Here is a 15236-nt window from a genome sequence, read left to right as displayed (position 1 = left end):
GGTTTCCCTGAGTTCAGCCGTGATTCGGGCTCGGTACGCACTGCCGTTCGGCCCCGACTGCGACTAGATTCAATTCATGGCGGAGACGAAACGCGAGATCGAGCGCAAGTACGAATCCGACGACAGTGGGCTGCCCGACCTGACCGGCGTCGCCGGGGTCGTGTCCGTCCTGGACAGAGGCGTCGCGGAGTTGGACGCGACCTACTACGACACCTCCGACCTGCGCCTGGCCGCGGCCTCGATCACGTTGCGCCGTCGTACCGGAGGTTCCGACGCCGGCTGGCACCTGAAACTGCCGGTCGGCCCAGGCGTCCGGGACGAGATCCGTGCCCCGCTCTCCGACACCGTGCCCGAGGAGCTCGCCGGGCTGGTCCGCGCCCGGGTTCGCGAGGGACAGCTGGTGCCTGTGGTGCGACTGCGCTCCAGTCGGGACATCCGCGACCTCGTCGACGCCGAGGGCCGGCTGCTCGCCGAGGCCAGCGTGGACGCCGTACGGGCGGACAGGCTGTTCGGCGGTCAGGGCACCGCCCAGTGGACCGAGATCGAGGTGGAGCTCGCCGACGGCGGCGACCCGGCCCTCCTCGACAAGGTGGAGAAGCGGTTGCGCAAGGCGGGCGTACGGCCGTCGAAGTCGGCGTCGAAGCTGGCGCGGGCGCTGGCGGAGACGTCGTCGAAGAAGAAGGGGAGGGCGAAGGGGCAGGGGAAGGCGGAGGAGGGGAAACCTTCCGCCGACGAGGCCGTGACCGCGGGCGATCATGTGCTGGCGTACGCCCGTGTCCAGCGGGACGCGATCGTCGAGCTCGATCCGGCCGTCCGGCAGGAGGCCGAGGAGTCCGTGCACGACATGCGCGTCGCCACCCGCCGACTGCGCAGCACCTTCCGCTCCTTCGGCAAGGTCCTCGACCGGACTGTCACCGACCCGATCGCCGACGAGCTGAAGTGGCTCGCCGGTGAGCTTGGTGTGGGCCGCGACCAGGAGGTGCTCAGCGAGCGCCTGACGGCCGGTCTCGACGACCTGCCCCACACCCTGGTCTCGGGCCCCATCCGCGAACGGCTCCAGACCTGGGCGAAGGCCCAGCACCGTGGCTCGCGCCGCCGGCTGCTCGGCGTCCTGGACTCCAAGCGCTACCTGAACCTGCTCGACACCCTGGACGCCCTGGTCGCCGACCCCCCGCTGCTGAAGGCGGCCGCCGGCAAGCCGGCCAAGGTGCTCGCCAAGGCCGTCCGCAAGGACTTCGCGAAGGTGTCCGCGCTGATCGAGGGCGCCATGGAACAGCCGCCCGGCACCGACCGCGACCTCGGCCTGCACGAGGCCCGCAAGAAGGCCAAACGGACCCGGTACGCGGCCGAGACCGCCACCCCGGCGCTCGGCGGTCCGGCCAAGGACCTGACCAAGTCCATGAAGTCGCTGCAGACCCTGCTCGGCGAGCACCAGGACAGCTTCATGGCCCGCGTCACGCTGCGCGAGCTGTCCGCCGTGGCGCACGCGGCCGGGGAGAGCGCCTTCACGTACGGCGTGTTGTACGGGCACGAGGAGCAGCGCGCGGCAACCGTGGAGGCGGAGCTGCCGGCGGAGTGGAAGACGACCCGAGAGGCGACGGACGTCTGAGGACGGAGGTTCGAGGACCGGGGTTCGAGGAGGGGTTTGCGGACCGGGGTTCGACGACCGGGTTTGACGACCGGGTGTGCGGACCGGGGTTCGACGACCGGGTGTGCGGACCGGGGTTCGACGACCGGGTGTGCGGACCGAGTTTCAAGGCGGTCCGCGGCGGATTTTTTCCGGGCGGGGGAGTCCTCCGGGCGGGTTAGGCTAGATGGTCACCCCTGTCAGCTCACGAAGGTAACCCCGCGATGTCTGTCGAGTCGGTCTTCCCGCAGCTCGAAGCCTTGCTCCCGCATGTGCAGAAGCCGATCCAGTACGTGGGCGGCGAGCTCAACTCCACGGTCAAGCCCTGGGAGTCCTGCGACGTCCGCTGGGCGCTCATGTACCCGGACGCGTACGAGGTCGGTCTGCCCAACCAGGGCGTCATGATCCTCTACGAGGTCCTCAACGAGCAGGAGGGCGTCCTCGCCGAGCGCACGTACAGCGTGTGGCCGGACCTGGAGGCGCTGATGCGGGAGCACGCCGTCCCGCAGTTCACCGTGGACGGCCACCGCCCGGTGAAGGCCTTCGACGTGTTCGGCCTGTCGTTCTCGACGGAACTGGGCTACACGAACATGCTGACCGCCCTGGACCTGGCCGGCATCCCGCTGGAGTCCAAGGACCGCACGATCGACGACCCGATCGTCCTCGCGGGCGGCCACGCGGCCTTCAACCCCGAGCCGATCGCCGACTTCATCGACGCGGCGGTCATCGGCGACGGCGAGCAGGCCGTGCTCGACATGACGAGGATCATCCGCGAGTGGAAGGCGGAGGGCCGGCCGGGCGGCCGCGAGGAGGTCCTCTTCCGCCTCGCGAAGACGGGCGCGGTGTACATCCCGGCGTTCTACGACGTCGAGTACCTGCCGGACGGCCGTATCGCGCGGGTCGTGCCGAACAAGTCGGGCGTGCCGTGGCGGGTCAGCAAGCACACGGTCATGGACCTGGACGAGTGGCCGTACCCCAAGCAGCCGCTGGTCCCGCTCGCCGAGACGGTCCACGAGCGCATGTCGGTGGAGATCTTCCGCGGCTGCACGCGCGGCTGCCGGTTCTGCCAGGCCGGCATGATCACGCGCCCGGTGCGCGAGCGCTCCATCACGGGCATCGGCGAGATGGTGGAGAAGGGCCTGAGGGCGACCGGCTTCGAGGAGGTCGGGCTGCTCTCGCTGTCGAGCGCCGACCACAGCGAGATCGGCGAGGTCGCGAAGGGTCTCGCGGACCGGTACGAGGAGGACAAGATCGGTCTGTCCCTCCCGTCGACCCGCGTGGACGCCTTCAACGTGGACCTGGCGAACGAGCTGACCCGCAACGGCCGCCGCTCCGGCCTGACCTTCGCGCCCGAGGGCGGCTCGGAGCGCATGCGCAAGGTCATCAACAAGATGGTCTCGGAAGAGGACCTGATCCGGACGGTCTCCACGGCGTACGGCAACGGCTGGCGCCAGGTGAAGCTGTACTTCATGTGCGGTCTGCCGACGGAGACCGACGAGGACGTCCTGCAGATCGCCGACATGGCGATGAACGTGATCGCCGAGGGCCGCAAGGTCTCCGGCCAGAACGACATCCGCTGCACGGTCTCGATCGGCGGGTTCGTGCCGAAGCCGCACACCCCGTTCCAGTGGGCCCCGCAGCTCTCCGCCGAGGAGACGGACGCGCGCCTCACGAAGCTCCGGGACAAGATCCGCGGCGACAAGAAGTACGGCCGCTCGATCGGCTTCCGCTACCACGACGGCAAGCCGGGCATCGTCGAGGGCCTCCTCTCGCGCGGCGACCGCCGGATCGGCGCGGTCATCCGGGCCGTCTACGAGGACGGCGGCCGCTTCGACGGCTGGCGCGAGCACTTCTCCTACGACCGCTGGATGGCCTGCGCGGACAAGACGCTGCCCGCCTTCGGCGTGGACGTCGACTGGTACACGACGCGCGAGAAGACCTACGAGGAGGTCCTGCCCTGGGACCACCTGGACTCGGGCCTCGACAAGGACTGGCTCTGGGAGGACTGGCAGGACGCCCTCGACGAGACGGAGGTCGAGGACTGCCGCTGGACGCCGTGCTTCGACTGCGGGGTGTGTCCCGCCATGGACACGACGATTCAAATCGGCCCGACGGGCAAGAAGCTGCTGCCGTTGACGGTGAAGCAGCCCGCTGGGAGTGTGGCGCACAGTCACTGAGGCGTGCGCGAGGGGTGTCCGGGAGGCTGGTCGGCCGGCTCCCGGACACCCCTTTCGTGCGTCAGGGTGCCACGGGACCACCGTGCCGCCGTCGGTCTGGCCGGCGGCCGGTTGTCTGTTCACCAGGACCCAGGGGTGGGGCGGCATGATGCCGCAGTCCAGGGTGGCCGGGTGGGCGTGACGTTGGCGGTGCAGGTGGTGTGTTCACCAAGTCCTGGGTGTACCAGTGGGGTCTGCTCCTCGAGTTCACCATCTGCGCCTACTGGGTGGGCGACCACACGGTCGCCGTCCGGGCCTGCGACGCGCTGCCGGCGATGCCGGACGTGCCCGATGCCGTCCGTCAACAGGCCGAGACCAACCGGGAGTTCTCCGTCCCGCACGTCAAGGCCGTCCCCCGTCCGGCCGCCCCGGTACGCCGTCCGAAGGCGTCCGGGGCCGGCAAGGCGGCCAAGACCCGGAAGCGGTGAAGAAGCCCTGATCGCCGCGTTCGGCCTGGTCAGTGCATCCACCGGAGCGCCTGTGGCGTCTAAGCCGACATGGACCTGCAGAAGCCGCCCGCCGCATCACCCGCGCAGCCGCCCGCCCAGACGCCCGAGGGGTGTCTCGTCGTCGCGATCCGGCTGCCCGTACGGATCGTCGTGCTCGTGCTGGTCGTGCCCGTGCGGATGGCCTGGGACGCGCTCGTCGTCGTCGGACGGTTCCTCAGGGACACGGTGCTCCGGCCGCTGGGGCGGGCCCTGTTGTGGCTGGGGAAGGCGCTGTTCGTCTGGCCGTTGATCGGGCTGTGGCGGTACGTCGTCGTCCCGGCGGGCAGGGCACTCGGTTGGCTCGGGCACGTGCTGCTCGTCGTGCCGGTGGTGTGGTTCTACGGGTGCGTGCTCACGCCGGTCGGGCATGGCATCGCGTGGCTGGCGCGCGGGACAGGGGTCGGGCTGGCGTGGGTGTACGCGCGCGTGCTGACGCCGGTGGGGCATGGCATCGCGTGGCTGGCGCGCGGGACCGGGGTCGGGCTGGCGTGGGTGTACGCGCGCGTGCTGACGCCCGTCGGACAAGTGGTGCTCTGGCTGCTGAAGGGGATCGGGGCCGTCCTCGCGGCCGTCGGCTTCGGCGCGTACACCGCCGTGGCATGGCTGGTGCGGTACCTCGTCGTCGTCCCGGCCCGCTGCGTCTACGAGTGGATCCTGGCGCCGGTCGGTCGGGCGATCGCCTGGTGCGGGCGAGGGGTGTGGCTGGGCCTGGGGATGTTGGCCAGGGGGACCGGACTCGTCCTGTACTGGACCACCCGGGTCCTCGTCGTGCTGCCCGCCCTGGCCCTGTGGCGCTGGGTGCTCGCACCCGTCGGGCGTTTCCTCGCGGTCGTCGCGCGGGAGGTGGGGGACGCCCTCGGGCACGCCTGGCGGATCGCCGGGCGGATCTCGCTCGCCGTCGGCCGGTTCCTCGGGACCCTTTTCCGGTGGATCTTCGTCGAGCCGGTGCGCTGGGTGTACCGGACCGTCCTCACGCCGGTCGGGCACGTCGTCCGTGACGCGGTGCTGCGTCCCGCCGCCCGGGCCGCGCGCAGCGTGGGCCGCGCCACCTGGCAGACGCTGGCCGCCGCCCGGGAGACGGCACGGCAGGCGCGCGCGGACGTGCGCCGGATGCTCTTCGGGGAGCCGAAGAAGCCGGAGGCGGTCGTCCGGCGGGAACCATCGGCGGCCGAGACACGTACTCTTGGTAGGAGTACGACCGCTCTCACGAAGGACTGAACGACACTGGGCAAGCGACAGCCCGAAGGCCCGCCGCCCGCACCCGCGGTGCAGCGCATCCGACTGCGCTACACCAAGCGCGGCCGCCTCCGGTTCACCAGCCACCGTGACTTCCAGCGCGCCTTCGAGCGCGCGTTGCGCCGTGCCGAGGTGCCGATGGCGTACTCGGCGGGGTTCACGCCGCACCCGAAGGTGTCCTACGCCAATGCCGCACCCACCGGCACGGGCAGTGAGGCGGAGTACCTGGAGATCGCGCTGAGCGCGGCGCGTGACCCGGAGAAGCTGAGAGTTCTCCTCGACGAGTCGCTGCCCGCCGGGCTCGATGTCGTCGACGCGGTCGAGGCCCGGACCTCGGGGCTCGCCGACCGGCTGACGGCCTCCGTCTGGGAGTTGCGGCTGGCCGGGGTGGATCCGGCCGACGCCGATCACGCGGTGGACGCCTTCAACAAGGCCGACGCCGTCGAGGTCCAGCGCATGACCAAGAACGGCGTCCGCACCTTCGACGCCAGGGCCGCGGTGGTACAACTTGAAACGCACAGTGAACCTGCTGATAGGCCGACCGACCAGCCCTGTGCGATACTGCGGCTGGTTGTTCGGCACGTGACGCCTGCCGTACGACCCGACGACGTCCTGTCCGGTCTCCGCGCCGTGGCCGACCTGGCGCCGCCGGTCCCCGCAGCGGTGACCAGGCTGGCGCAGGGGCTGTTCGATGAAGAGACCGGCACGGTGACCGACCCGCTCGCGCCCGACCGCGAGGCAGCTCAGGCCCCCACAACGGCCGACCCCGCTGCCGCCGCGAAGGCGCCCGCGTAGGGAAGGTTCCGCGAAGGGACGGACGTCGTAGCGCCGCCCTCGTACTCGGGAGCCACCTGGGTCGGGCAGCGCACCGACCAGAAGACTTTCGCCAGGCCGTACGCATTCGGCGTACGGAACCGGCGAGACAGGACACAGAGAGCTCCCGTGCGGCGCCCGCGCCCCGGACGGCGGCACCGCGCATCGCGCGAGCCGCGGACGTCAACGGTGATCGATCCCCCGTGATCGACGCCGGACCAGGCGCGGCGCCCGGGAGCCTGACGGGAGAAACGCCCGCATGCTCGAGCCAACCGAATCCGCAGAGTCCGTGACGGACTCCGAATCGAACAGCCCCAGCGACACCCTGCCGCCGCGTCGTCGGCGCCGTGCCGCTTCCCGACCGGCGGGTCCGCCGGTCGCCGCCGCCGACACCTCGGCCGAGATCACCACGCCGGCCATACCGGCCGTGGAGTCCGTCGAGGAGCTGGCGGAGGAGGACCTCCAGGCCGGCGACATCAAGACCGAGGAAGCCGCAGAGGCTGTCGCGGTCGCAGAGGTCCAAGAGGCCGAAGAAGTAGTCGCCGAGGCCGCGCCCCGTACGCGGCGCCGGGCCACCCGCCGCGCTTCCGCGCCCGCCGGTGCTCCGGCCGCCGCCGAGTCCGCCGAGACGGTCGTGCCCGTGGCCGCCGCCGAAGCGGTCGCCGAGGAAGCCGCCGCCGAGGAAACCCTCGTCGAGGACGCCGCTCCTCGCCGTACCCGCCGCCGGGCCACGCGTCGCGTGTCCGCGCCCGCCGGAGCCGCTCCGGCCGAGGTCGTCGAGACCGCCGCCCAGGAGGCCGCCGTCGTGGAACAGTCCGCCGCAGAGTCCGAGCCCACGTCCGAGCCCGTCGCCCAGGCGGCCGACGAGGCGCCCGCCGAGGCCGCTCCCCGTACGCGGCGCCGGGCCACCCGCCGGGCGACCGCGCCCGCCGGTGCGCCGGAGGCCGAGACGCCCGCAGTCGAGGCCGAGGCTCCTGCCGTGACCGCCGAGGCGCCCGCCGAGGCCGCGCCGCGTACCCGCCGTCGCGCCACGCGCCGGGTCGCCGCGCCCGCCGAGGCCGAGGCGACCGAAGTGACCGCAGTGGCAGAGGCGACCGCCGAGCCGGTCGTCGCCGCTCCCGCCGCCGCTGTCGAAGAGACGAAGGCCCCCGAGGCCCCTGCCGCTCAGGCCGACGAGGACGCCGGTCCGCGGCGTGGGCGTCGGCGCGTGGTCCGTCGGGCCGCCGGCGGTTTCTCCGCGCCCGAGCCGGTGAAGGGCAATGGCGAGGACGACGCGCCGCGTCGCCCGGCGCGGCCCGCGGTCGCGGTGTTCCAGGCGCCCGTGTTCGCCGAGCCGCAGTTCCAGACGCCGCAGCGGGCCGCCGCCGAAGCGGCCGCCGCCGAGGCCGGGGCGACGGAGGCCGAGGAGCCCGAGGAGGCGCAGGAGCTTCCGGAGGAGCCGACCGGGTCGCGTCGTCGCCGTCGCCGCCGGGGCGGTGCCTTCGGCGAGGAGGCCGAGCCCGGCCGGACCGCCGCGCCCGTCGCGCAGGCCGCCGAGACCGTCGTACCCGTCGTGGAGGACGAGGCGGAGAGCGAGCCGGAGGAGGCCGACGAGGCCGCCGAGGACGTCGTCGAGGGTGACGACGAGACCGAGGAGACCGGGTCGCGCCGCCGTCGTCGCCGTGGTGGCCGTCGCCGTCGTCGTGGCGATGCCGCCGACGGCGAGGGGGAGCCCGGGGACGCCGAGGCCGACGAGCTCGTCGCCGAGCAGGCCGCGCAGGACGCCGAGGACACCGCCGAGCAGGAGGACGAGGACGCCGAGGACACGGAGGACGGGGCCGGTGGCTCCACCGCCGGAAGTCGCCGTCGCCGCCGTCGTCGTCGCCGTGCCGGGGACTCCTCCGGCGAGGTCGAGCCGGGCGACGGAGACCCCGAGCGCACGGTCGTCAAGGTCCGCGAGCCGCGCAAGCCCTCCGAGCCGTCCGACGAGGTGCAGTCCATCAAGGGCTCCACGCGTCTGGAGGCCAAGAAGCAGCGCCGCCGGGAAGGCCGTGAGCAGGGGCGTCGTCGTGTCCCGATCATCACCGAGGCCGAGTTCCTGGCCCGGCGCGAGGCCGTCGAGCGGGTGATGGTCGTCCGCCAGAGCGGCGAGCGCACCCAGATCGGCGTCCTGGAGGACGGCGTGCTCGTCGAGCACTACGTCAACAAGGAGCAGGCCACCTCGTACGTCGGCAACGTCTACCTGGGCAAGGTCCAGAACGTGCTGCCGTCGATGGAGGCCGCCTTCATCGACATCGGCAAGGGCCGCAACGCGGTGCTCTACGCCGGTGAGGTCAACTTCGAGGCGCTGGGCATGGCCAACGGCCCGCGCCGGATCGAGGCCGCCCTCAAGTCGGGCCAGTCGGTCCTCGTCCAGGTGACGAAGGACCCGATCGGCCACAAGGGCGCCCGTCTGACCAGCCAGGTCTCCCTCCCGGGCCGCTACCTCGTGTACGTGCCCGAGGGCTCGATGACCGGCATCAGCCGCAAGCTGCCCGACACCGAGCGGGCCCGGCTGAAGACGATCCTCAAGAAGATCGTCCCCGAGGACGCGGGCGTCATCGTGCGCACCGCCGCCGAGGGTGCGAGCGAGGACGAGCTGCGCCGTGACGTCGAGCGGCTGCAGGGGCAGTGGGAGGACATCCAGAAGAAGGCCAAGAACGGCGGCAACGCGCCGACGCTGCTGTACGGCGAGCCGGACATGACCGTCCGGGTCGTGCGCGACATCTTCAACGAGGACTTCTCCAAGGTCATCGTCAGCGGCGACGAGGGCTGGTCGACGATCCACGGGTACGTCTCGCACGTCGCGCCCGACCTGGCCGACCGGCTGTCGAAGTGGACGTCCGAGGTCGACGTCTTCGCCACGTACCGGATCGACGAGCAGCTCGCCAAGGCGCTGGACCGCAAGGTCTGGCTGCCCAGCGGCGGCTCGCTGGTGATCGACCGGACCGAGGCGATGGTCGTGGTCGACGTCAACACCGGCAAGTTCACCGGTCAGGGCGGCAACCTCGAGGAGACGGTCACCAGGAACAACCTGGAGGCGGCCGAGGAGATCGTGCGCCAGCTGCGGCTGCGCGACCTCGGCGGCATCATCGTCATCGACTTCATCGACATGGTGCTGGAGTCCAACCGGGACCTGGTGCTGCGCCGTCTGCTGGAGTGCCTGGGCCGCGACCGCACGAAGCACCAGGTCGCCGAGGTGACCTCGCTGGGGCTCGTGCAGATGACCCGCAAGCGGGTCGGGCAGGGGCTGCTGGAGTCGTTCTCCGAGACCTGTGTGCACTGCAACGGACGCGGCGTCATCGTCCACATGGAGCAGCCGACCGCCGCCGGTGGCGGTGGCAAGCGCAAGAAGCGCGGCCGTGGCGGCGACGCCCACGAGCACGAGCACGAGGCCGTGGCCACCGAGCTCGCCGAGCCCCTTGTGAGCGTCGAGCAGGAGGCGGAGAGCGAGGCCGAGATCGCCGCCGAGGTGGCCCAGCCGGTCGCGCTCGCCGCGCCGGAGTTCGCACCCGACGAGGAGCTGTACAGCAGCATCGCCGAGGCGGAGGCCGCTGCCACGCGTGGCCGGGGCCGACGCCGGGCGAGCCGCAGGGCGTCCGCTCCGGCGGGTGCGCCGCGCGGCGGTGCGTCGCGGAGGGCGGGTGGCTCCGAGGCGTTCGCGACGGAGGAGCCCGTCGAGCCGGTCACCGAGACGGCCGTGGAGGCGCCCACCGCGCAGGACGTCACCGTCGAGGCGGAGGCCGGGCGTCCGGTGCAGCCGGCCGAGGCGGTCGCCGCGCACGCCGAGCCGGTCGCCGTCGAGGACCCGGTCGTCGAGGCTCCGGCCGTCGAGGCCCCGGTCGTCGACGAGGCCGCGCCCAAGGGCCGTACGCGCCGTCGCGCCACCCGCAAGGTGTCCGCGCCGGCCGGTTCGCCCGCGGGGGCCGAGGCCGCCGTGGTGACGGTCGCCGAGCCGGCGGTCGCGGAGGTTCCGGTCGCGCAGGCTCCTGCCGCCGAGGTCACTCCGGTGGAACAGGCCGAGGCCGCGAAGGCCGACGAGCCCGTCGTCGAGAGCGCGGCCCCGGCCCGCCCGCGGCGCCGTGCCGTGCGCAAGGCCACCGCGCCGACCGCGTCCGAGGAGACGGCCGTCGTGGTCGTCCCGTCGGCCGCGGCGGAGGTCGCCGCCGAGGAGACCGAGGCGCCCGCCGAGGAGGCGGAGGCCGCTCCGGCGAAGAAGACGGCCGCCCGCAAGACGGCGAAGAAGGCCACGGCGAAGAAGGCCGCCACCAAGAAGACGGCGGTGGCCAAGAAGACGGCCGCGAAGAAGACCGTCGCCAAGAAGACGACGGCCAAGAAGGCGGCGAAGTCGGTGTCGAAGAAGACGGCGGCGGCGCAGCAGAGTGCCCCGTCCGTCTCCGCCTCGACGGAGGACTGACGCCCGGCTCGGGCCGACGGCGGCGGCGCGGGCACCCGGTGTATCCGGGCGCCCGCGCCGGTGCCGCACACGCCCCCACGTACCCGCGTCGCATTGCGTTCATAGGGGAGTTACTCTGTGTCTCGCTTGTGATTGAGGGCACCCGCGCGGTGGGTTTCGCTGTGGTAACCCTGGGGAAAATCGCCGTCTCCGGGCTGGTAACGTGCACTCTGGTCCCGGTGGCCAAAGACATGCACACCGTGACCACAGCCGATGAGCACATCCGGTCTTCCAGCCGGACACGGCTGACTTCCCGCAAGGAACCCTCACGGGGCGGGGTCCTGTGTACAAGCCGTCCGCCCGCCCACAGGCACCGGCGGACAACCAGGGATGCGGCCGTGCTGAGCATCGACACGGTCCCTTCCCGACCATGCATGACGTGGTGCGCCTTCGAGGTCGCCGTAGAGGAGGGGATGTCGATGACCGACGCCCATGTGTTCATTCCGGCCGCCAAACCCGTGATCGGCGAGGAGGAGATCGACGCCGCGGTGCGCGTGCTGCGCAGTGGCATGGTCGTCCAGGGCCCCGAGGTGGCCGCCTTCGAGGAGGAGTTCTCGGAGCTGGTCGACGGACGCCACTGCGTCGCGGTCAACTCCGGTACGTCCGCGCTGCACCTGTCGCTCCTCGCCCTCGGCCTCGGCCCGGGCGACGAGGTCATCGTGCCGTCGTTCTCCTTCGCCGCGTCCGCGAACGCGGTGCGGCTGGTCGGCGCCGACGTGGTCTTCGCCGACATCGACCCGCAGACGTACTGCCTGGACCCGGCCGCGGTCGAGGCGGCCCTGTCGCCGCGGACCGCCGCGATCATGCCGGTGCACCTGTACGGCCACCCGGCCGCCATGGACAAGATCATGGCGATCGCCGAGCAGCACGGACTCGCCGTCGTCGAGGACGCCTGCCAGGCCCACGCGGCCGCCCTGAACGGCACTCCGGTCGGCGCCTTCGGCGCCGTCGGCACGTTCAGCTTCTACCCGACGAAGAACATGCACAGCCTCGAGGGCGGCATGATCTCCACCGGGGACGCGGCGACCGCCCGCACCCTGCGCCTGCTGCGCAACCAGGGCATGGAGACGCGCTACGCCAACGAGATCGTCGGCGCCAACGTGCGCATGACGGACGTGTCCGCCGCCATCGGCCGCGTGCAGCGCCGCAAGCTGGACGGCTGGACCGAGCAGCGCATCGCCCACGCCGCGTACCTCACGGAGCACATCACCGCGCCGAACGTGGTCACGCCGAAGGTCGCCGAGGGCGCCCGGCACATCTACCACCAGTACACGGTCCGCATCCAGGGTGACCGGGACGCCGCGATGGCCAAGCTGACCGAGGCCGGCATCGGCAACGCCGTGTACTACCCGACGCCCATCCACCGGCTGAAGCCGTACTGGGAGCCGGACCAGAAGGCGGGTCGCAACTGGGACCTGCCCGAGACGGACCGCGCGGCCGCCGAGGTCGTGTCGCTGCCCGTGCACCCGGCCCTGTCGGCCCAGGACCTGGAGCGCATCGTCACCGCCGTCAATGCTCTGGGGGAGCAGCTGTGAGCACCGGGAAGTCGCTGCGAGCCGGTCTCGTCGGCCTCGGCTCCATGGGGCGTCACCACGCCCGTGTCCTGTCGGGTCTTGACGGCGTCGAGCTCGTCGCCGTCGTCGACCCGATGGGCGACAAGTTCGGCGCCGCCCAGGGCGCGCCGGTCCTGAACACCGTCGAGGAGCTCATCGCCCTCGGTGTGGACTACGCCGTCGTGGCCTGTCCCACGCACCTGCACGAGGAGGTCGGCCTGGCGCTCGCCGCGGCCGGCGTCTGCGCGCTGATCGAGAAGCCGGTCGCGGAGACCGTGGACGGCGCCCGTCGTCTCGTCGAGGCGTTCGAGTCGCGCTCTCTGGTGGCCGGTGTCGGTCACATCGAGCGCTGCAACCCGGCGCTGATGTCGCTGCGCGCGCGTCTGGAGGCCGGCGAGCTCGGTGACGTCTACCAGGTCGTCACCCGCCGCCAGGGCCCGTTCCCGCACCGCATCGCGGACGTCGGCGTGGTCAAGGACCTCGCCACGCACGACATCGACCTCACCGGCTGGGTCACCGGCCGCCAGTACGTGTCCATCGCCGCGCACACCGTCTCCAAGAGCGGCCGCGAGCACGAGGACATGGTCTCCGCGGTGGGCCGTCTCGACGACGGCACGATGGTCAACCACCTGGTGAACTGGCTGAGCCCGCTCAAGGAGCGGTTCACCTCGGTCACCGGTGAGCGCGGCTGCTTCATCGCCGACACCCTCACCGCCGACCTCACGTTCCACTCCAACGCCGCGGTGACCACCGAGTGGGAGGCCCTGCAGGCCTTCCGCGGTGTCTCCGAGGGCGACATGATCCGGTACGCCATCCCGAAGCGCGAGCCGCTCCAGGTCGAGCACGAGCTCTTCCGGGACGCGGTGCTCGGCAAGGCCGCCGACATCTGCACGCTGCGCCAGGGCATGCGTACCGTCGAGGTGGCGGCCGCGGTGCTCGAGTCGGCGACCACCGGCCACAGCGTGTCCCTTCAGCCGGAGGACCTGGCCGCACATGGCAGCTGAGCGTCACACATCGGGGGAACGGTGCGTGCTCGGCAGGACTCCTATGTTCTGTGAGACTTTCCCCGCAGGACCCAGCCGGCCGTCGGCTGTCGGAGACCAGGAGCCGGAGAATGAGTGCTGCGCCTGACGTCAGCGTCATCGTTGCCGTCTACAACACGATGCCGTACCTGACGGAGTGCCTGAACTCGCTCGTCGGGCAGAGCATCGGCCGTGAGCGGCTGGAGATCGTCGCCGTCGACGACGGCTCCACCGACGACAGCGGCCTCGAACTGGACCGCTTCGCGGCGTTGTACCCGGACACCGTCAAGGTGATCCACCAGCCCAACTCCGGCGGCCCGGCCGCGCCCAGCAACCGGGCGCTGGAGGTGGCCACCGGCCGGTACGTGTACTTCATCGGCTCCGACGACTACCTCGGCGAGGAAGCGCTGGAGCGCATGGTGAAGTGCGCCGACAAGCACGGCTCGGACGTGGTGGTCGGCAAGATGGTCGGCACCAACGGCCGGTACGTGCACCAGGCGTTGTACAAGGAGAACGACCCGGACGTCAGCCTGTACGACTCCGCGCTGCCCTTCACGCTGGCCAACACCAAGCTGTTCCGCCGGGACCTGGTCGAGAAGTACAAGCTGCGCTTCCCCGAGCACCTGCCGGTGGGCAGTGACCAGCCGTTCACCATCGAGGCGTGCGTGCGCGCGAAGAAGATCTCGGTGGTGGCCGACTACACCTGCTACTACGCGGTCAAGCGGGGCGACGCCAGCAACATCACCTACCGCGCCGACCACCTGGCGCGGCTGCGGGCCGCGGCCGAGATCATGGACTTCACGGCGGGTCTCATCGAGGCGGGCCCGGAGCGCGACCACGTGCTGCGCCGGCACTTCACCTGGGAGCTCGCCAAGCTCGTCCAGGACGACTTCCCGGGCCTGGAGCGGGAGTTGCAGCGGCAGATCTGCGCGGGCGTCGCGCGGCTCGCCGACGTCTACTTCACCGACGGCATCCGCGACGCGATGGACGTCAAGCGCCGGGTGCGCATCGCGCTGGCGCAGGCCGGCGCGATCGACGAGCTCGCCGAGGCGATCAGCTCGGAGCTGGAACACGGGGCGCCCCCGTTCGTCGTCGAGGGCGGGCGCGCCCACGCCCGTTACCCCGGCTTCCGTGACCCGCGCATCGGCCTGGCCGACCGGGTCTACGAGGTGTTCGGCGAGTCGGTGGCCGCCCCGCTAGCGCAGGGCACCCGGCTGCTGACCTCGGCCTGGGAGCAGGAGGGCGAGGCGCTCACCTACACGGTGTCCGTGCGGGTGCCGGTCCTCGGCGATGTCGACAGCGCGGTGCTGCGGCTCGCCGGGAAGGCCATGCCCAAGTCGGCGGACAAGCCCGGCGCTCGCCGGCTGAAGGCGGGCCACGTCCTGTCGGCGCCGGTGGGCGAGATACGGTCGGAGCCCGGTGCGGACGGTGCCGCCACGGTGCTGCACGCGCGGGTTCCGTTGGAGTACGTCACCGCGAAGCGGGGCGTGCGGGTATACCTGGACGTGGCCGGTTCCACGTACGAGGTTCCCGTGCGGGGCAGGGACCTGCCCATGCCGCTGGCCCGCCAGTGGGGCCGGGAGGGGGACCCCTACCGGGCGTCGGCCATCGTGAACGACAAGGGGCGTGTCGTGATCGACACGGCCCAGATGTATCCGCCGAAGAGGGCACTGATCCTCCGGGCGCTGGCAGCTCCCGTCCGGAAGCTGAAGTCCCTGGCCGTCCGCGTGCGGGCGGTCGGTGTCAGGAAGTTGAAGTCCGCCGGTTTCAAGAAGCCGACCGGTTCCAAAAGGAAGTAGCGACCCTC

The 15236-nt window shown here is 71.8% G+C and carries 9 protein-coding genes; all 9 read left to right on the top strand.

What is annotated here, in order from left to right:
* Positions 1–76 precede the first annotated feature (76 nt).
* Complete coding sequence (locus OG289_RS18040) at positions 77–1609, top strand: CYTH and CHAD domain-containing protein (RefSeq protein WP_327315048.1); 1533 nt, start codon at positions 77–79, stop codon at positions 1607–1609.
* A gap of 242 nt (positions 1610–1851) precedes the next feature.
* Positions 1852–3804, top strand: coding sequence for a TIGR03960 family B12-binding radical SAM protein (locus OG289_RS18035; protein WP_327315047.1), 1953 nt, complete (start codon positions 1852–1854; stop codon positions 3802–3804).
* A 200-nt stretch (positions 3805–4004) separates the two neighbouring features.
* The gene (locus OG289_RS18030) at positions 4005–4271 is read left to right on the top strand and encodes a hypothetical protein (protein WP_327315046.1); all 267 of its coding nucleotides are present in this window, start codon (positions 4005–4007) and stop codon (positions 4269–4271) included.
* Between the two features lie 69 nt (positions 4272–4340).
* Complete coding sequence (locus OG289_RS18025) at positions 4341–5549, top strand: hypothetical protein (protein WP_327315045.1); 1209 nt, start codon at positions 4341–4343, stop codon at positions 5547–5549.
* A 48-nt stretch (positions 5550–5597) separates the two neighbouring features.
* Positions 5598–6362, top strand: coding sequence for a TIGR03936 family radical SAM-associated protein (locus tag OG289_RS18020; protein ID WP_327315044.1), 765 nt, complete (start codon positions 5598–5600; stop codon positions 6360–6362).
* Between the two features lie 277 nt (positions 6363–6639).
* Positions 6640–10815, top strand: a complete 4176-nt coding sequence (locus OG289_RS18015) for an Rne/Rng family ribonuclease (protein ID WP_327315043.1) — start codon at positions 6640–6642, stop codon at positions 10813–10815.
* 458 nt (positions 10816–11273) lie between these two features.
* Positions 11274–12389 carry a DegT/DnrJ/EryC1/StrS family aminotransferase gene (locus OG289_RS18010; RefSeq protein ID WP_327315042.1) on the top strand — a complete coding sequence of 372 codons (1116 nt, stop codon included), beginning with the start codon at positions 11274–11276 and terminating at the stop codon, positions 12387–12389.
* Entirely contained in the window at positions 12386–13411 is a 1026-nt protein-coding gene (locus OG289_RS18005) for a Gfo/Idh/MocA family protein (RefSeq protein ID WP_442818916.1), read from the top strand. Before OG289_RS18010 ends, OG289_RS18005 begins: the two co-directional genes overlap by 4 nt.
* A gap of 110 nt (positions 13412–13521) precedes the next feature.
* On the top strand, positions 13522–15228 hold the full coding sequence (locus tag OG289_RS18000) for a glycosyltransferase family 2 protein (RefSeq protein WP_327315041.1): 1707 nt from the start codon (positions 13522–13524) through the stop codon (positions 15226–15228).
* Positions 15229–15236: the final 8 nt, after the last annotated feature.

Source organism: Streptomyces sp. NBC_01235, assembly GCF_035989285.1.
Classification (GTDB): Bacteria; Actinomycetota; Actinomycetes; order Streptomycetales; family Streptomycetaceae; genus Streptomyces.
Note: the sequence above shows the minus strand (reverse complement) of the source record. Positions and strands in the feature narration are given on the sequence as shown.